This window comes from Tamlana sp. I1, assembly GCF_015355625.1.
GTDB lineage: Bacteria > Bacteroidota > Bacteroidia > Flavobacteriales > Flavobacteriaceae > Pseudotamlana.
The window spans coordinates 100,512-118,266 of record NZ_JACLAF010000002.1; the positions used below are offsets into that span (position 1 = coordinate 100,512).

At 34.7% G+C, this 17,755-nt stretch carries 14 protein-coding genes and 1 tRNA gene; 7 read left to right on the top strand and 8 right to left on the bottom strand.

Going from position 1 to position 17,755, the window contains the following annotated elements:
- Nucleotides 1-409: 409 nt before the first annotated feature.
- Complete coding sequence (locus H6X70_RS01855) at nucleotides 410-1,435, top strand: LacI family DNA-binding transcriptional regulator (protein WP_194765982.1); 1,026 nt, start codon at nucleotides 410-412, stop codon at nucleotides 1,433-1,435.
- A gap of 95 nt (nucleotides 1,436-1,530) precedes the next feature.
- Here H6X70_RS01855 and H6X70_RS01860 read toward each other — a convergent pair whose 3' ends face one another.
- The 6 genes from H6X70_RS01860 to kduI are packed head-to-tail and all read right to left on the bottom strand — an operon-like array spanning nucleotide 1,531 to nucleotide 9,195.
- Complete coding sequence (locus H6X70_RS01860) at nucleotides 1,531-3,138, bottom strand: UxaA family hydrolase (RefSeq protein WP_194765983.1); 1,608 nt, start codon at nucleotides 3,136-3,138, stop codon at nucleotides 1,531-1,533.
- Nucleotides 3,139-3,171: 33 nt separating this feature from the next.
- Nucleotides 3,172-4,626 (bottom strand): tagaturonate reductase, encoded by a 1,455-nt coding sequence (locus H6X70_RS01865; protein WP_194765984.1) that lies wholly within the window; start codon nucleotides 4,624-4,626, stop codon nucleotides 3,172-3,174.
- A 26-nt stretch (nucleotides 4,627-4,652) separates the two neighbouring features.
- A complete protein-coding gene (locus H6X70_RS01870; RefSeq protein WP_194765985.1) occupies nucleotides 4,653-6,101 on the bottom strand; it encodes an MFS transporter in 1,449 nt (482 codons plus the stop codon).
- A 44-nt stretch (nucleotides 6,102-6,145) separates the two neighbouring features.
- Entirely contained in the window at nucleotides 6,146-7,546 is a 1,401-nt protein-coding gene (gene uxaC / locus H6X70_RS01875; RefSeq protein WP_194765986.1) for a glucuronate isomerase, read from the bottom strand.
- 10 nt (nucleotides 7,547-7,556) lie between these two features.
- Complete coding sequence (locus H6X70_RS01880) at nucleotides 7,557-8,348, bottom strand: gluconate 5-dehydrogenase (protein WP_194765987.1); 792 nt, start codon at nucleotides 8,346-8,348, stop codon at nucleotides 7,557-7,559.
- Between the two features lie 7 nt (nucleotides 8,349-8,355).
- Nucleotides 8,356-9,195, bottom strand: a complete 840-nt coding sequence (gene kduI, locus H6X70_RS01885) for a 5-dehydro-4-deoxy-D-glucuronate isomerase (protein WP_228530233.1) — start codon at nucleotides 9,193-9,195, stop codon at nucleotides 8,356-8,358.
- A 470-nt stretch (nucleotides 9,196-9,665) separates the two neighbouring features.
- Between kduI and H6X70_RS01890 the strand changes: the two genes are divergently transcribed.
- Both H6X70_RS01890 and H6X70_RS01895 read left to right on the top strand, forming a co-directional pair.
- Complete coding sequence (locus H6X70_RS01890; protein WP_194765988.1) at nucleotides 9,666-10,388, top strand: DUF3575 domain-containing protein; 723 nt, start codon at nucleotides 9,666-9,668, stop codon at nucleotides 10,386-10,388.
- A gap of 161 nt (nucleotides 10,389-10,549) precedes the next feature.
- Nucleotides 10,550-11,239, top strand: a complete 690-nt coding sequence (locus H6X70_RS01895; RefSeq protein WP_194765989.1) for a hypothetical protein — start codon at nucleotides 10,550-10,552, stop codon at nucleotides 11,237-11,239.
- A gap of 261 nt (nucleotides 11,240-11,500) precedes the next feature.
- On the opposite strand, the gene H6X70_RS01900 is transcribed toward H6X70_RS01895, so the two are convergent.
- Nucleotides 11,501-13,681 carry a tetratricopeptide repeat protein gene (locus H6X70_RS01900; RefSeq protein WP_194765990.1) on the bottom strand — a complete coding sequence of 727 codons (2,181 nt, stop codon included), beginning with the start codon at nucleotides 13,679-13,681 and terminating at the stop codon, nucleotides 11,501-11,503.
- A 179-nt stretch (nucleotides 13,682-13,860) separates the two neighbouring features.
- Here H6X70_RS01900 and H6X70_RS01905 point away from each other — a divergent pair, with 179 nt between their 5' ends.
- The 4 genes from H6X70_RS01905 (at nucleotide 13,861) to H6X70_RS01920 (ending at nucleotide 16,252) form a co-directional block, all read left to right on the top strand.
- On the top strand, nucleotides 13,861-14,850 hold the full coding sequence (locus tag H6X70_RS01905; RefSeq protein WP_194765991.1) for a DUF481 domain-containing protein: 990 nt from the start codon (nucleotides 13,861-13,863) through the stop codon (nucleotides 14,848-14,850).
- A gap of 146 nt (nucleotides 14,851-14,996) precedes the next feature.
- Nucleotides 14,997-15,833: a Two component regulator three Y domain protein gene (locus H6X70_RS01910; protein ID WP_194765992.1), complete on the top strand. Its 837-nt coding sequence runs from the start codon at nucleotides 14,997-14,999 to the stop codon at nucleotides 15,831-15,833.
- A 42-nt stretch (nucleotides 15,834-15,875) separates the two neighbouring features.
- Entirely contained in the window at nucleotides 15,876-16,058 is a 183-nt protein-coding gene (locus tag H6X70_RS01915; RefSeq protein ID WP_194765993.1) for a CPXCG motif-containing cysteine-rich protein, read from the top strand.
- A 121-nt stretch (nucleotides 16,059-16,179) separates the two neighbouring features.
- Nucleotides 16,180-16,252, top strand: a tRNA-Met gene (locus H6X70_RS01920).
- A gap of 195 nt (nucleotides 16,253-16,447) precedes the next feature.
- On the opposite strand, the gene H6X70_RS01925 is transcribed toward H6X70_RS01920, so the two are convergent.
- Nucleotides 16,448-17,743: a DUF4960 domain-containing protein gene (locus H6X70_RS01925; RefSeq protein WP_194765994.1), complete on the bottom strand. Its 1,296-nt coding sequence runs from the start codon at nucleotides 17,741-17,743 to the stop codon at nucleotides 16,448-16,450.
- Between the last annotated feature and the right edge of the window lie 12 nt (nucleotides 17,744-17,755).

Genomic DNA, 17,755 nt, shown 5'->3' on the forward strand with positions numbered 1-17,755 from the left:
AACAACTCCATGCAGAAAAAACCCTACACCCCTTTATACATAATGGATTACAACTGTTTTATACTTAAATTAATATAAGAAAATATGAAAGCAGAACACAGGATTGCATTTTATCTAAAATTTTAATTAAAAATCTGACATAATTGTAAGAAACAAAGAATTATACTTTTTTTGGACATATTTTTGCAATCGATTACTTAATGTTATATATTGCTTCGGTATTCTAGAGATTTCTTACAATGTAAATGCAGTGTTTCTTATAGTTTATACACTCATTTTCTTTAATTTAATATTTCATTAACCAATACGTTAACCAACTAACCAACAGCCTCAAAATGAAACCAAAAAACAGTTTGTGTAGCTTATTTTTTTGGGTATTTTTGTTGCACTCTAACCAGAGCCTTCACCAATGAATAAAAAAACAACAATCTATGATATTGCTGAAAAGCTGAACATAACAGCTGCAACTGTATCGCGTGCCCTAAATAATAATCCTAAGATTAGTGTTGCTACCCGAAAACTTGTTTTGGATACGGCAGCAGAAATGAATTACGAACAAAACAGACTTGCTAAAGCTTTAAAAAGTGGTAAGAGTTTTAATGTGGGCGTGATTGTACCCCGTATTAACACAAACTTTTTTGGTTCGGTTATTCGTGGTATTGAAGAAGAACTTTATCCTGAAGGCTATCACATCATTATTTGTCAGACGCACGATGAAAAAGAATTGGAACTAGGTAATATAAATTCACTTTTAAACCTACAGGTTGATGGTATTTTAATGTCTATTTCAAATACCAAACATGACAATAATGATTTGTTTAAAAACGTCCTTAAAAAAAATGTGCCTCTAATCTTTTTTGATAGAAGTAAAAATATTCCTGGAGTAAGTTCTGTAACTATCGACGATTTTAAAGGAGCTTATGAAGCAACACAACATTTAATTGATCAAGGTTTTAAACGAATTGCACATATTTCTAACGATCAAAAATTAGAGATTTTCAAGAATAGATATGCTGGTTACAAACAAGCTTTATTAGATAACGGATTGGAATTTGACGAAAGTTTAGTGCTAGAATCTTGGAGTAAAGTGGAACAAGGTAAGGAAGTCGCTAAAACGTTTTTAGATATGAAAAATCCGCCTGATGGCATCTTTTCATCAAGTGATTTCTCTGCCCTTGGAGCCATTCAGGAAATAAAAGAACGCGGATTAAGAATCCCTGAAGATATTGGCGTTATAGGCTTTAGTAACGAGCCATTCACGAAATTAATGGAACTAACTATAACAACGGTTGATCAATCACCTATTGAAATGGGTAAACTAGCAGCACGTGTATTTCTTGAAGAAGTTAATAACTCGAAACGCATCCGTTCTGAAAGAAAAGTGGTTTTAGATCCTGAGTTAATTATAAGACAATCGTCCCTTAGGAATAAATAACACGTTTAAACCTAAGTTAAGCATATCAAATAAATAAAAAGGTCGCCAGAAAATAATTTTAAGGCGACCTTTTTTGTACAACAACAACTTATATTCTATAAGGATACTCCGCGTTTCCACGGAATAAAATCATTTTGATTTAATAATTTGGCTTTGGTTTGTATTCTACCGCTAGCCACTTCAATGATAAAATCTAACATTTCTTCAGCCATTTCATCAATGGTTTTCTCTGCTCGTATTACAGCGCCTGTTTCAATATCGATAATATCAGGCATTTTTTCTTTAAGTTCGGTATTAGATGATACTTTTATAATTGGTGCAATAGGGTTTCCTGTTGGCGTTCCTAATCCCGTAGTAAATAACACCACGTTACATCCAGATCCTACCAAACCTGTGGTACTCTCTACATCGTTTCCTGGTGTACATAGAAGGTTTAAACCAGGTTCTGTGATATACTCACCATAATCTAAAACGTTTACAACAGGTGATGTACCACCTTTTTTAGCAGCCCCAGCAGATTTCATAGCATCGGTTATTAAACCATCCTTAATGTTTCCTGGAGACGGATTCATATCGAAACCAGAGCCTGCATCGACCACCGATTTTTCAAAATCTTTCATTAATTGTAAAAACTTCTTACCATCTTCCTCATCTACACAACGGTTTACCAGTTCTTGTTCTACACCACATAACTCAGGAAATTCAGCTAAAACAGCCGTACCATTAAGCGCTACTAATAAATCGGAAACAGCACCTAAAGTTGGATTTGCAGAAATTCCTGAAAACCCATCGGAACCACCACACTCTAAACCTACTTTTAATTTAGATATTGGTGCTGGTTGGCGTTCTTGCTTATTAGCTTCTTTAATGGCCTCAAAAGAATCCTTAACGATTGCCGTTAACATCTCATCTACAGTCCCCATTTGCTGCTGCTCGTAAATTAAAACAGGCTTCTCCATATTCGGATTTATCGCATTTAAAGCTTCTTTAAACACACTAATTTGAAGGTTCTGACAGCCTAAACTTAAAACCGTAGCACCTGCGACATTAGGGTTATTTACATAACCTGCTAATAGTTTCGCTAAAATTTCGGAATCTTGACGAATACCACCGCAACCTCCTGGATGCGTTATAAATTTTACGTCTATATTTTCAAAAACATCGGTTGATGTTGGTGTTTCAGCAGTTTCTTCGTGACCGCTAACTAACGAACGTAACAACATTTGATGCGGATTCACCTTTTGTTTTAAAAGTTCGCGTTCGAAAATATCTTTTAAAATTTCAATGTTTCTGTTTTCACAAAACACTAAAGGAAAAAACAACCATACATTTTCAGTTCCAACTTGGCCATCTGGACGGTGGTAACCCATAAAGGTTTTATCCTTCCATTTTTCAACATTTGGTGCGGTCCATGAAAAAGATTCTGTTTTACCAAAAACTTTATCGCTTTGATGTTTTACATTATCAACCGTTAAAACATCGCCTTTTTCAATCACCCCATTGGCAGTACCAACAAGTACGCTATACATAATGATTCGGTCTCCAGATTCAAATTTTTGTAAAGCAATCTTATGCTTCGATTTGGTATCTGAAAGAATCTTTATGTCTTCCCCTTCAAAAGAAACAACCTCTCCAGCCTTTAAATTCACAAGGGCTACAGCTACATTATCCGGGTTATTTACTTTTATAATTTTTTTTTGCATCCTATTAACTTGTTACAGTTATCTTTTAAATTCTTAAAACGACTTGCTAAAATTAGCAAAGCCTTGTTCTACACCATTGGTATCGATTTCCTTTAAAGCTAAAGCAATGGCTTCAGTTAAATTTTCAACTTGAGTTAAATCTTCTCCCCAATACTCTTCATGACTTAAAACAGCCTTTGTGATTTCTGCATAATTGTTAGACTCCCAAATTTTGGCAAAATGAGCAACGATATCTTCGCTATCTTGAACAGGTAAAGCCTCGCCGTTAAAAGTGCCTTTATAAAAACGAATTAACGAAGCAAAAGCAAAGGTTAAATGCGTTGGCACTTTATTGTGAATTTTAACATAACCTAGTAAGCTTGGCAACACACGAACTGTAAATTTAGAAACGGTGTTTAAAGCAATACTAGATAGGTTATGAATGATAAACGGATTTCTAAAACGATCGAAAATCTCATCAGCAAAACTATTTAACTCGTCACGATCCATGTCCAGCGTATCAATAATTTCATTGAATACGGCTTTTTGAATAAACGGCCCTGTAAAGGCATCATCTACCGATTGTTTTACGGTTTTATTTCCGTAAAGAATTGAAAATGGTACCATAGCCGTATGCGCCCCGTTTAAAATACGCACTTTTCTTGTACGGTAAGGTTGCATATCATCAACAATCTTAACGTCTAAATCGGTTTTATCAAATGGTAATTTTGCTTTTAAATCATCACCACCTTCAATCACCCATAGTAAAAAGGCTTCGGCAGCAACAATTAAATTATCTGAATAATCCAATTGTGCATTGTAAGCTTCAATTTCATCTTTTGGATAGCCTGGCACAATACGATCTACCAAAGTACTATGAAACGCATTGTTTTCTAAAATCCATGATTTAAAATCGTCCCCAAGATTCCAATCTGAAATGTATTGTAATATGATCTCTTTTAAGGTTTCAGAATTATGATTAATAAGCTCGCAAGGAATGATGGTTAAACCTTTGCTTGAATCGCCATTAAAATGCTTGAAACGCTCGTGTAAAAGCAGGGTTAATTTTGCTGGAAATGAGCTTGGTGGCTGCATCTCTGGCGTATCGCTACTTACATAAGAAATTCCTGCTTCGGTGGTGTTAGAAATGATAAATTCTAAAGCTTCCTCCTTAGCTAAACTTAAATAATCATTAAAATTCGCATAAGGATCTACCCCTTTAACGATATTTGAAATCAATTCAATATCCTGAATTTCTTTGCCTTTTTTAACCCCTTTCATAAACAAAGTGTACAAACCATCTTGATCGTTTAGCATTTTAACTAAACCACGATCTATAGGTTGAACCACGGCTATTCCAGCTCCAAAATCTGCTTTTTTATTTAATTCTTGAATGGCGTAGCCAACAAAAGCTCTTAAGAAGTTCCCTTCGCCAAACTGAACAATTTTAATGGGTAGTTTAGCTTCTAACCCGAGGTTTTCTCTATTTAATTTTTTAGTAGTAATCATATTTGGTAGTTGTAAGTATATAAGGTTTATAGGTCTGTTATAGGTCTGTATTTAGGTACTAAAACCCTCATAACGGTCCAACCTATTAAGTAACATACAGCACATATTGAAAAGACAATAAAATATCCAGACTCGATACCTTTAAAGCCCATAAATGCCATATTTGTGTTTTCGCTAAAATCAAATAAAAGTCCAGAACCTTTATTAATAAATGTAGACCCTAATCCTCCAGCTAAACCACCAATTCCGGTAACTGTAGCAATGGCTTTTTTAGGAAACATATCGCCTACTGTGGTAAAAATATTTGCCGACCAAGCTTGGTGTGCAGCTCCTGCAATTCCGATAATGATAACAGGAATCCAGTACGTATAATGCCCTAAAGGTTGTGCGATTAACGCCAGTAAAGGAAAAAAAGCAAAAATTAACATGGCTTTCATACGGCCTTCGTAAGGATTCATCCCTTTTTTATCAACAAAATACGTTGGTAACCATCCCCCTATTATTGACAGTAAGGTAATCATGTATAAAACAAATAATGGGAAAGCCGCTTCGGTAGAATCCATACCATAAACCGAGCTTAAATATGCTGGTGTCCAGAATAAGAAGAACCACCAAACCCCATCGGTCATGAATTTACCAAAGGCAAATGCCCAGGTTTGTTTGTACTTAAAACATTCCATTAAAGACACTTTTTTAGTCGATTCTGGAACATAACCTTCAATCTTACTATCTGCGATAATATCTTGTTGAATGTATTCTAATTCGGCAGCATTTACTTTTGAATGCTTTTCTGGTTTTTCATACATAAATACCCAAAAGCCCATCCATACAAAACCTAAGGCTCCAATGGCAATAAAGGCCATTTCCCAACCGTATGCCTCGGCAATAAACGGAATGGTAATAGGTGCAGCAAGTGCGCCTACAGTGGCTCCTGCATTAAAGATACTTGTTGAAAAGGCACGGTCTTTTTTAGGGAAAAACTCGGCAGTAGCTTTAATGGCTGCTGGAAAGTTTCCTGCTTCCCCCAAAGCCAATACAAAACGTGCAAAAATAAATAGCGTCACACTTACAGAAATCACTAAGCCTGTATCGCTTACGGTATGAAGCACATCCTTAGCACCTTCAAACCCTAAAAACCAATCTCCTGTAATATATCCAGCCGTTCCAATACCTGCGAAGGCATGTAAACAAGCACCAACCGACCATACGCCAATGGCCCAAAGGAAGCCTTTTTTGGTATCCATAATATCTACAAAACGACCCGCAAACAATAAAGACACCGCATAAAAAATAGAAAATAAAGCGGTGATATTACCGTAATCATTATTGGTCCAATGAAATTCGGGCGCAATAAAATCTTTCCAAGTTAACGAAAGGACTTGCCTATCTAAATAATTTATGGTTGTCGCCATAAATAGAAGTCCGCAAATGGTCCATCTATAGTTGGTAGGTTTGGTTTTTACATTTTCATTCATAACTAGTAGTTTGTGGTGTTAAAAGTTTAGTTGGTATTATATTTTTAAAAATCGAAATAATTTTTCGCGTTGTTATAACTGATGTCAGAAACCATTTTTCCAATCCACTCCATATCATTAGGTAGTTCGCCGCGTTGAATTTCATCCCCTAAAAGATTACAAAGAATACGACGGAAATACTCATGACGTGGAAAAGACAAGAAACTTCTAGAATCGGTTAACATCCCAACAAAACAGCTAATTAATCCCATATTAGAAAGGGCGTTTAATTGCTTTGTCATCCCGTCTTTTTGATCTAAAAACCACCATCCAGAACCAAACTGCACTTTACCTCTTACACTACCGTCGTTAAAGTTACCAATCATGGTTGCCATAACTTCGTTATCGGCTGGATTTAAATTATAAATAATGGTTTTTGTTAATTTATCTTTACTATCTAAACCGTTTAAAAAAGCCGATAGTTTTTGAGCTTGAGGATAATCGCCTATAGAATCCCAACCTGTATCCGGACCTAAAATACGGTGCATACGTGCGTTGTTATTTCTTAAAGCGCCTAGGTGAAATTGTTGCACCCAGCCAAATTCATGATAGGTTTCGCATAAATATACCAATACGGCACTTTGAAACTTTAAAGCCTCCTCATTTGTAATCGCTTTATTTGCTAATTGTTTTTGAAGAGTGCTATTAACCTCAGCTTCGGTATAGCTTTCATAGTAAATTTGATCTAAACCATGATCGCAAAGTCTGCAACCATTATCATGGAAAAACTGAATTCGTTTTCTTAAGGCATCACATAAATCTGTAAAGGTATTGATAGCAACATTTGCCGCTTTCCCCAGTTCTACTATATAATCGTTATAACCTTCGTTAGAAATTAAAATCGCTTTATCAGGACGGAAAGCCGTACTTACTTTTACGCCAAAATTTTCTTTAGCTAATTTTTGATGATGCTCTAATGTATCAATAGGATCTTCCGTAGTACAAACGAGTTCTGCATTTGCTTTTTTAAGTAAACCACGACAGCTATAGCCATCCGAATTTAATTTGGCTTGGGTTTGTTCCCAAACTTTTTCGGCCGTTTTTTCGCTTAGTAAATCGTTAATATCAAAATATCTAGCCAATTCCAAATGCGTCCAATGGTACAATGGGTTACGCATTGTGTAAGGTACTGTTTTTGCCCAGTTTAAAAACTTGTCTTTATCGGAACCATCACCAGTAATAAATTTTTCGTTGATACCTAGAGTTCGCATCGCACGCCACTTGTAATGATCGCCGTTTATCCAAACATTAGTAATGTTATCAAAGGTTTTATCTTCTGCAATTTGCTGCGGAGGTAAATGGTTATGATAATCAATTATAGGCTGATTTTTAGAGTAATTATGATATAATTCTTCAGCATATTTATTTTCTAACAAGAAGTTATCGTGGATAAATGTCGTACTCATATCTTAAAATTTAATCTTCGTTTGAAGGTTTCCCTATGGTTGCTAAAATTCCGCCATCTACATAAACAATATGGCCATTTACAAAATCACTGGCTTTCGAGCTTAAAAAGATTGCGGCGCCTTGTAAATCTTCGGGATCACCCCAACGTGCTGCAGGGGTTCTATTAATAATAAAATCGTTAAAAGGATGCCCATCTTCACGTATCGGTGCTGTTTGAGAAGTCGCAAAATACCCAGGGCCAATCCCGTTTGTTTGGATATTAAATCGCGCCCATTCGGTGGCCATACTTCTGGTTAGCATTTTTAAACCGCCTTTAGCAGCTGCGTATGCACTAACAGAAGTTCTTCCTAGTTCACTCATCATAGAGCAAATGTTTATAATTTTTCCGCCACCTCTTTCAATCATACCTTTAGCAACGTGCTTAGACATAATAAAAGGCCCTACTAAATCGACTTTTATCACCGATTCAAAATCGACAACCTCCATATCTACGATAGGAGTTCTTTTTATAATGCCGGCATTGTTTACCAAAACATCTATAGGACCAACTTCAGTTTCAATCTTTTTAATCGATTGCATTACTTCGCTTTCATTAGTCACATCAAATGAATAACCATGAACGGTTAATCCGCATTTTTTATATTCTTCAATCGCTGCTACTAAATTTGCAGGCGTATTATTATTTATTACTAATGTCGCTCCAGCGTTACCTAAACCTTTAGCCATGGCCATGCCCAAGCCGTGTGCGGCACCGGTTACTAAAACCACTTTTCCTGTTAAATCGAATAAATTAATAGACATACTTATTTTATCTTAATTCGTTATTACTACAAACATCCATATCACCATAATCTAGGTTTTCACCAGCCATACCCCAAATAAAAGTATAATTACTTGTACCTGAGCCTGAGTGGATAGACCATGGTGGCGAAATAACCGCCTGATTATTAGCCATCCAAATATGTCTTGTTTCCTGTGGTTGCCCCATAAAATGACAAACTGCCTGATCTTCTGGAACCTCAAAATAGAAATACACTTCCATACGTCTGTCGTGAACATGAGAAGGAATGGTATTCCAAACACTTCCCGTTTTTAATGAAGTCATCCCCATTTGTAACTGACAAACATCAACCACACTATTCACAATATATTTTCTTAAGGTACGTGCATTGGCGGTTTCAGGGGCGCCTAATTCGATAACTTCAACGTCCTCTTTTCCAATTTTCTTATTTGGAAATGCTTTATGAGCTGGGGTTGAATTGATATAAAATTTTGCCGGATGATCTTTAGATTTACTTGAAAAAACAACTTTTTTATTGCCTTGTCCTAAGTATAATGCTTCCTTATTATCAATATCATAAAGGGTACCATCTACAGTTATTGTTCCTGCTCCACCAATATTAATAACGCCCATTTCCCTTCTTTCTAAAAAGTAAGACGCTTTTAATGGGTCGATTGTTTCTAGCTCAACATCTTTATCAACAGGCACGACACCAGAAACCATAAATCTGTCGTAGTGTGTATATACCCAATTTAGTTTATCTTTACTAAACACTTTTTGAATTAAAAATTCATCGCGTAACTCTTGTGTATTGTACTTTTTAACAGCTTCAGGACTAGAAGCATATCTCATATCGTAGTTGTTCATAATCTCTTATTTTATTGTAATCGATTACACAAATGTAATGATTTAAATTTTATATGCAATATTTTTTAAAAAAATTCTACTTTATTTAGTCGAAAAACCGATAAAAGCACGAATACACACGCTTGTCATGTTGGATTTTCATCTTGATAAGCGGCTATTAAAACACCATTAACAACTTTTAAGTTGAGCATTAAGCCCGTAATTTTGTACTTGTAATGATTTAACAAAGCGCAAAAAAACCTAAAAACAAATAGACCTTTAAAGATAGAAAAAATACCAAAACCCATGGTGTAAAATAAATCTACAAAGCATCACAATCTAAAAGACAGAGAAAAACACATAAGAAAATATAACTATAACCTTTTAAAATTCACTAATTTAATAGTTTCAATAAAAAAAGAACACGCCAGAACATTTAAATTCAACTATATATAATGTATCTTTAATCTCATTTTATAAAATCAAACTTTATGAAACGTTTCTCCTCTATTTTAATAGCATTATTAGTCGCTTTAAATGCTTTTTCTCAAGAAAGCTACAACTCAAAAGGTAAAAACGAAATTGCTTTTGTTGCAACAGAATTAATAAATGGTGCTTTTCAGTTTAAATACGAACGCTTGTTAGGTGATCATATCTCTGCCGATTTAGGTTTAGGCTATAAAAGCCCTGAAGGACTAATTAGACTATCTGGTTTAAATACTGAAAAAATAAAAACGAATGATATCACCTACTCCGGATTTAATATAATTCCGGAAGTCCGTTATTATCTTAATGATATTCGATCTACAGGAATGAATGGCTTTTATTTTGGTGCTTATGTAAAATACTCCAATTACAAATCGGATCTTGATGGAGCGTATATAAGCAACTCTAATACAGCTTACGAATTAGAATTTGATGCCAGAATTAACATAACCTCTGTTGGACTTATGGTTGGTTACAAATTACCAATATCTAAAAGGTTTGCTGTAGATTTTTTAATTGCAGGGCCAGGCGCTGGTTTCTATAATTTTTCAATGACGAATAAAAAAGACCTTCCCGATGAGTTTTATGACGATTTAAATGAAGCGCTTGAAAACTATAGTTTATTCGATTTTCTTCAAAGTGATTTTAGGTTTAGCCAAATAAAAAGAAAATCTAGTTTAACCTTACCTTCATTTAGATATAGTATTTCTTTAACCTATGCATTTTAGTTTCAAAACCAATATTCATCTGATTTTTGAAAGACTAAATTAGCACAAGCATCAACCTTAATTATTACTATATTTACACCCTATTATCGGTTATAGCCGTTGTAATGGCAGTTAAAAACACACTAAACTGCTTGTATTTAATAAAACACCTTTTTGAAATTATGAGAAAAATTAATGCTGTTATTCTAATCTTAACAATCGCTTTATCAATACAAGCCTGTAAAAGCGCCAAAGTAATAAATGCTTGGAAGGCTCAAGAATCTATTGTAGATCTTTTTAAAACAAAAAATGTATTGGTTATTGCACGTACAGCAAACAAACAAGGGCGTATTGCTTTTGAGGTAGAAATAGCCAATGCCTTAAGAGCAAAAGGTATTAAAGCTACCGAAAGCTACACCAAAGCACCAGAAATACACACTAACGTAGAAATGAGCGAAGAACGCATTGCATTTATAAAAAGCTTAATGGATAGCGAAGGGTACAATGGTGTTGTTTTAACTGCTATTAAAGATAAAAAACAAACGGTAACTACCTCTAATAATGGTATTTACATGGGTGCTGGTTATGGCAATTATTACCCAGGTTATTACGGTGGTTTTTATAATTATTATAGAGCGCCTTACGCTTATGGCGGGTACTACAACTCTTTTGGAGGCTACATCCCAACATCAACTTCAACAAGTGTTAGTACCGATTATGTTTTAGAAACTGTAGCTTATAATTTAGATGAACCAACCGAAAAACAATTAGTTGCCGTTGTAACAACAAATTTGGAAGACCCTAACGATGCACAAAAAGCTGCTGAAAAATTAGTTCCAAAAATCATGCAAAGCTTAAACAAAAAAGAATAAACTTATTATAGAATTTATAAAGGCTGTCTCCTGTGTTTGTTTTTAGCAAATGTAGGAGACAGCTTTTTTTTATGTGTTTTGATGGGTGGTTTCTCTTCAATTCATCTTCAAAAGGAATCAAAATTAAATACAAGTAGACTTTATAATGCCCCTTCTCTTTAATTCAGAAAATCATAGCGATGCTCGCGTAACCATTAGGTCATTTGATGAAAAAACTTCTTGCTTCACTATTTTCTTGTGATTTAAACAGACGTAGAATTCCTAATTCTGATTATTAGCTTGCAACCTGCTCATGATGCTTTGAGCTTTATCTGTTTCCCCTAAATTCTGATAAATTAAGGCCAATAAATATTCGTAATTAGGATTGCCTGGCGCTACTTTTAAAGCACGACTTATATGAGTTTTAGCCAACTGTAAATCTTTGTTCCCTTGGTAATAATAGGTTGCTAAATTATACATAGAGCGCGAATCTTTAGGATCCAACTTAATAGCCAATTTCAACTCAGAAACCGCCATAGCATCCTTTTTGTTTTCAAAATACAATAAGGCCTTCAAATAATGTGGTCGCCCTATTTTGGGTTCTATTTTAATCCATTTTTCTAGCGTGTTTAAAGCATTATCATAATCTGCTACTAAAGAATAAGCGGTTGCAAGATTAGAATAGACTGGCGTAAACAAGCTGTCTTTTTTCATGGCCATTTCGTAATGTGTTATGGCTTGGTTATACTCATTTTTCTGCATGTAATAGTCGCCCAATTGCATACGTCCTGTTGAAAAATCGGCACTACTGTTAAGCATGATTTCATATTCAGCCCTAGCTTTTGAAAGTGCTGCTCTATCTTGTTCTGGAAACGCTTCAAGAGGCATTCCATTTACAAGTTGTGCCGCGCCTACCCGCACCAGTTTAATAGGATCGTTTAAAACCATTTTTAAAACCTCTTTCTTCACTTCTGGTGAAACAGCTCTAAACTTCATAAGTGCGCTATAACGTACCATTGCTGAAGGATCTTCTAAAGCTGAAAACAATACATTATACTGTTCTTGAGTTGCATAATTCAAATTATCAATAACCGATGCTCTTGCAATTTCAGGAAATTGTAAATCGCCAATAAAAGCATCTAATTTGGCTCTTTCAGCAGTGCTTAAATTTGGATGATTACTCAATAATAAAGCATCAGAAAAATGAGGCTCATGGTCTTCTCCATACCAATTTTTAACCGCTTCTGCAGCCCAAGAATCGCTTTTACCCTCATGACATTGAGTACAAGCATTTGGAGTTCCGTATTCAACCGATTGATCTGGTCTAGGAATTCTAAAACTGTGATCGCGTCTAAAATCATTACCCATATACACTTTTCCCGTCATATGGCAATTAATACACATGGCCGATTCTGTGCCTGGCTTATGAAAATGATGTTTTTCTGTATTGTAAGTGCTTGGTGCATGACACTGTAGGCATAATTGGTTACCATCAAATTTTAGTTTTAATGAATGGGCATCATGACAATCGGTACACTTAACACCATTGGCAAACATTTTACTTTGTTTAAAAGAACCATACACATAATCCTCATCTTCAATTTGACCATCACCATGGTAAAAAGTAGTGGATAGATTTTGAAGTAAATATTGATCTTCAAACGGTATTCCAGGCTCTAAATTCGGGGTTAATTTTGCTCTTCTAGAATGGCAAGGCGCACAAAGTTGTAACTGATCTTCTTGAGTCCTTCCTTTCAAAATATAATCGTCGCCTTCACCTTTACCATTAGAAACCCATTGCACATGGTTACTTGCTGGTCCGTGACAACTTTCACAAGCCACATTAATTTCATCATAAGTGGTATGAAATTCATCAGTTTCAACATTATAATTCTTCTGTAAATTCGTAGAATGGCATTCGGCACACATGGTATTCCAATTCTGGGCTGTCTGTGTCCAGTGTAACCAATCGTTTGGCACTATAGTATCGCCAGGATATTGATGATACCATTTGTGTTCAATAGCATCCCAAGTAACGCGCAGAACTTGTTTTCTACCTTTATCAAAATCTATTAAATACTGCTGTAAAGGCGTAACACCAAAAGCATAGGAAATCTGGTATTCTTTCACCGAATTATCAATTTCCTTAACCTTAACAAAAAAATGATCGTTACGTTTAAAAAAATGATACGACACCCCATCGATAGTCAGTTTTTTATCATTAAAATCACCTAAAACAGTAGAATCATTTGCTACCTGCATGGCTAAATCGTGATGAGAACCTTGCCATTTTTTAAATTCTTCGTTATGGCATTCAACACAGGTTTTAGAGCCGATATATGTTGCAGCATCATAGTGTGTCTTTGTTTCTTTAACATCAAGGTTTTTATACTTATCCTCCTTACAAGAAGTAAAAAACACGACTACTACAACACAAAACCATAAATATTTTAACCCGCCCATACATTAGATTTGATTGCAACAAATTTAATTAAATCATTTTTAAGAGTACGTTAATAAGGCCTGAATTTCCTGTATTTATCGAATTAAAAAAATTATTATTATTAAATTGCGGGTACAACCAAAATGTAACATTTAGTATGACAAAATCTGTACTTAAAAAAAACTTAACTTGTGTTTTTATGTTATCCCTATCCCTCATAGGTTTTTCGCAAGTCGACACCCTAAAACTTAAAGACAAAACCGTTTTAACAGGTGAAGTAAAAAAGCTAAAACAAAACGTAATTACTATTGAAACAGACTATAGTGATAGTGATTTTAACGTTAAGTTTGAGGATGTGAAATACATCTACCTTAAAAGAAAAAGTCTTGTAGTTTTAACAAAAAACCGACGCGAATTCGGACAGTTAACAACAAACAAAGATGGTTTAGGTCAAGTTATTCTTGAAGACGGAAAAGTTGTAGAGTTTAGTTTATCTGAGATTGTTGCCTTAAACGAAATTAATGAAGATTTTATCAATCGTTTTTCTGGGGCAATCGACTTAGGTTACAATTTATCTAAAGCCAACAATTCGCAACAATTTTCGGTAAGTGGTGAAATTCATTATTTAGACCGTTCATGGATTGCCGATGGAACCGTTAGCGTATTAAACACCACGCAAGATGATGCCGAACGCACTAAGAGAACCGATGCTAAAGTGGATATTTTTAGGATACTTGCAAATCGCCAATGGTATTTACTAGCAAATGCATCATTTTTATCTAATACCGAACAAGCGCTTAAAGGCAGGATTACACCAAGTATAGGTGCTGGTAAGTTTATAAAAAACAACACCAAACTTTATTGGGGACTTAGTGCTGGTATAAATTACAATATTGAGAACTATGTGGATACATCTTTAAACAAAACCTCTTCGGAAATTTTTGTTGCTACTAATTTAAATCTATTTAATTATGATGATATTAGTGTAACTGCTAATTTAACTGTGCTTCCCAGTTTATCTGAAAAAGGCAGGTTAAGAACCGATTTTGACACAAGCTTAAAGTATGATTTACCTTCCGATTTTTACATAAAAGCAGGCTTCACATTAAACTACGATAATCAGCCAGCGATTGAAGGTAATGATACAGATTACATCATTACTACAGGTTTAGGATGGAAATTTAATTAATTTCAAAAGCAATTTTTATCGCTTATATAAGAATGCCAAAAAGCACTTTTTAGTTAACTAAAAAGTGCTTTTTGGCGATTAAAATAGTTTTTCATCTGTTTTTTATTTATTTTGCTCGTTTAGCAAAACCAACCAAATCAAAACCAATGAAAACCTTAAAACTATTATTAGTCTGCTTGTGTATAAGCAGTTACTCTTATGCAACTATCTCTCCTGAAGAAAAAAATGCCTTAATTACCTTGTTTAATGCGACCAACGGCGAACAATGGAATATCTCTTGGTATTTAGACCAACCAGTTGATAATTGGCATGGCGTAAAAATAAAAGACCAAAAGGTTATTGAAATTAATCTTAACTTCAACAATCTTAATGGTCAATTACCTGAAGAAATTGGCAACTTAATCTACCTGAAAAAAATAAATTTAGGTTTTAATAAATTAAGCGGAACACTACCTGCATCCATTCAAAATTTAACCGAACTAGAGTCTTTAGAATTATTTTCAAATAATTTTGAAGGGCCTATTCCTGTTGAAATAGGCGCCTTAAAAAAACTGGAATCTTTAAAACTTTACAACAACCAATTTTCTGGCGAACTTCCTGTAGAACTTATGGAGTTAACAAGTTTAAAAGAGCTTTTATTAGGCAGCAATTTATTTATAGGTCAAATTCCAACAGAAATTCAAGCTTTAACTAAGTTGCAAAAACTAAGTCTGATGAACAATCAAATGGAAGGAGAAATTCCTGCAGAACTAGCTCAATTAACAGACTTAGAAGAATTGTTATTATCTACAAATAAATTTACTGGAGACATTCCTTTAGAGTTTGTTAACTTAAAAAAGCTAAACAGTATTATGGTTAGCAACAATCAATTAAGCCATGAATACGCAAATATTTCAGGGAAAAATCCAGAAGTATTAATGGCAATACAAAAAGAAACTGCTGCAGCAAATCCGCCAGTTGAAAATACCATTGAAGAAGAATAAAAACGTTTTAACAATTAATTGTTTAAAATTTAAACTGACTTCATGCTAGAACATAGCTTTAGCTGCCCCTACTGTTGGCAAAACGTTTCCATGCTTTTAGATAGCTCTATTTCAAATCAGAATTACATTGAAGATTGCGAGGTATGTTGCAACCCCATTCAAGTTTCTTTAAAATTTAATAACACTCAATTAATAGATTTTCAAGCGAATAGCATCGAGCAATAATTTTTTACAAAATAATCCTTGCAGAATCTAAAAAGGATTGTATATTTGCAGTCCGAAACAACTAGGTCGGCATTATGAACCGAAAGTTAAAAGCTAAGTTAGTCGTTTTAGGATATTATATCGCGGGATAGAGCAGTAGGTAGCTCGTCGGGCTCATAACCCGAAGGTCACTGGTTCGAGTCCAGTTCCCGCTACTAGGAAAGACAAGGGTTTCAAGAAATTGAAGCCCTTTTTTTATTCATACTAGTACAGAATAACCGTATTCTCAGCATTGAATAACTTTTGAGATTGGCCCAATAAATTAAGCGTCAAACTAAAATTAGTTTAACGCTTATTAGTATTTTAATGTGTATCTATATTATGATAATTTCAAATAGAGAGCCGTTGGTTTACCTTTTTACAACTTTAAACGTGTTGGTTTCTTGAGAATTCAGATCTCTCACTTTTATAATGTAAATACCAGTTATTATATTTTCAAAATCTATAGATTTTGAAAATGATTCTATTACTTTTTCACCCAGCATGTTATAAACTGTTGTGTTTATTTCTCCCTTATACTTAATCTTTAATAAAGATTGTACAGGGTTAGGGCCAAAGCTTATTTCGGAAGCATTTTTTGTTTTTGTTGATAAAGTACTATTAACTAAAGATAGTAATGCGTTTTTAGTAAATAGTTTAACATTATCGTTAAAATTTTCCGGACTTCCATCAGCATGCCAATCATACGCCCCACTACCGTTAATAATAATGGTACCATGACCAGCAGTTCTCGGGTTAAATCTAGCTGCTTGTATTTCATTTCCGCTACAATTGGTTAACAGTATTTCGGCATTTAAAACAGATTCAAATTCACTTTGTTTTTGAGCTAAAGTTGCAGCGCCTCCATATTTTGTATTGGCATCATCATTTATCCGACCGAAATCAAGATTATACTGGCAGGTTCTATTTTTTTTGCCAGTACCAGGCGTTAAGAACTCAATATAAATACCATTGTTACAACCTGCGTCTTGAGCACCCAATACAAAATCATTCACAACAGGGTCATTGGTTTCGCCATGGTAAAGACTCCCCCAAGGATTGTCTACCGCCCAAGAATCTGAAATGGAAGTAGTTTCGCCAAAAGTTTGATTAGGTCTATACTCCCATGGATTATTAAGACCTTCAAAAACCCCAAAGACTTCAACTCCTTTTGCTGCGAAATTCCCCAGAAAAAGATTTCCTCCAGCTTCATAAAAACTTCGAATGTTAGATATAAAGCTGTCTTCAAGTGAAATACAATTTGCATCTCCCCCATTCCATTGAAATCCAACTTCGGTTATAATACAATGTCTCTCACCCCCGCCTTCAGAAGTAGCTCTTGGCCATTCCTCAAGTCTACTAGGCCAAGTGGCTCCATCGTTTTGTATCCAAAGGGCATCGAAACTGCTTAGGTCTTCTCCTTCGGCAATATCCTGAAAGGAAAAATAACTTCCATTAATGTTGGTGTTTGCAGGAACAAAATCTTCCATAAACCATGTTGCTGCTGCACGGTCGTCATCATACGTAAAACCATCAGCAGCAGCTGGTATATTATCGTTATAAGTGGGAGATTGCCCTATGAATGCTATGTTTTTTGTCTGTGCATTTAGGCTGACAAAAGAAATGATTAATGACAGAGCAATCAGTTGTTTTGTAATTTTTTTCATTTTGAGTTAGTT

Excerpts from the sequence above, each read along its gene's own strand:
- H6X70_RS01855 (WP_194765982.1), top strand. The coding sequence starts at position 410 with ATGAATAAAAAAACAACAATCTATGATATTGCTGAAAAGCTGAACATA.
- H6X70_RS01910 (WP_194765992.1), top strand. The coding sequence starts at position 14,997 with ATGAAAACCTTAAAACTATTATTAGTCTGCTTGTGTATAAGCAGTTAC.
- H6X70_RS01865 (WP_194765984.1), bottom strand. The coding sequence starts at position 4,626 with ATGATTACTACTAAAAAATTAAATAGAGAAAACCTCGGGTTAGAAGCT.
- H6X70_RS01915 (WP_194765993.1), top strand. The coding sequence starts at position 15,876 with ATGCTAGAACATAGCTTTAGCTGCCCCTACTGTTGGCAAAACGTTTCC.
- H6X70_RS01905 (WP_194765991.1), top strand. The coding sequence starts at position 13,861 with ATGTTATCCCTATCCCTCATAGGTTTTTCGCAAGTCGACACCCTAAAA.
- kduI (WP_228530233.1), bottom strand. The coding sequence starts at position 9,195 with ATGAACAACTACGATATGAGATATGCTTCTAGTCCTGAAGCTGTTAAA.
- H6X70_RS01900 (WP_194765990.1), bottom strand. The coding sequence starts at position 13,681 with ATGGGCGGGTTAAAATATTTATGGTTTTGTGTTGTAGTAGTCGTGTTT.
- H6X70_RS01860 (WP_194765983.1), bottom strand. The coding sequence starts at position 3,138 with ATGCAAAAAAAAATTATAAAAGTAAATAACCCGGATAATGTAGCTGTA.
- H6X70_RS01890 (WP_194765988.1), top strand. The coding sequence starts at position 9,666 with ATGAAACGTTTCTCCTCTATTTTAATAGCATTATTAGTCGCTTTAAAT.
- uxaC (WP_194765986.1), bottom strand. The coding sequence starts at position 7,546 with ATGAGTACGACATTTATCCACGATAACTTCTTGTTAGAAAATAAATAT.
- H6X70_RS01880 (WP_194765987.1), bottom strand. The coding sequence starts at position 8,348 with ATGTCTATTAATTTATTCGATTTAACAGGAAAAGTGGTTTTAGTAACC.
- H6X70_RS01925 (WP_194765994.1), bottom strand. The coding sequence starts at position 17,743 with ATGAAAAAAATTACAAAACAACTGATTGCTCTGTCATTAATCATTTCT.
- H6X70_RS01895 (WP_194765989.1), top strand. The coding sequence starts at position 10,550 with ATGAGAAAAATTAATGCTGTTATTCTAATCTTAACAATCGCTTTATCA.
- H6X70_RS01870 (WP_194765985.1), bottom strand. The coding sequence starts at position 6,101 with ATGAATGAAAATGTAAAAACCAAACCTACCAACTATAGATGGACCATT.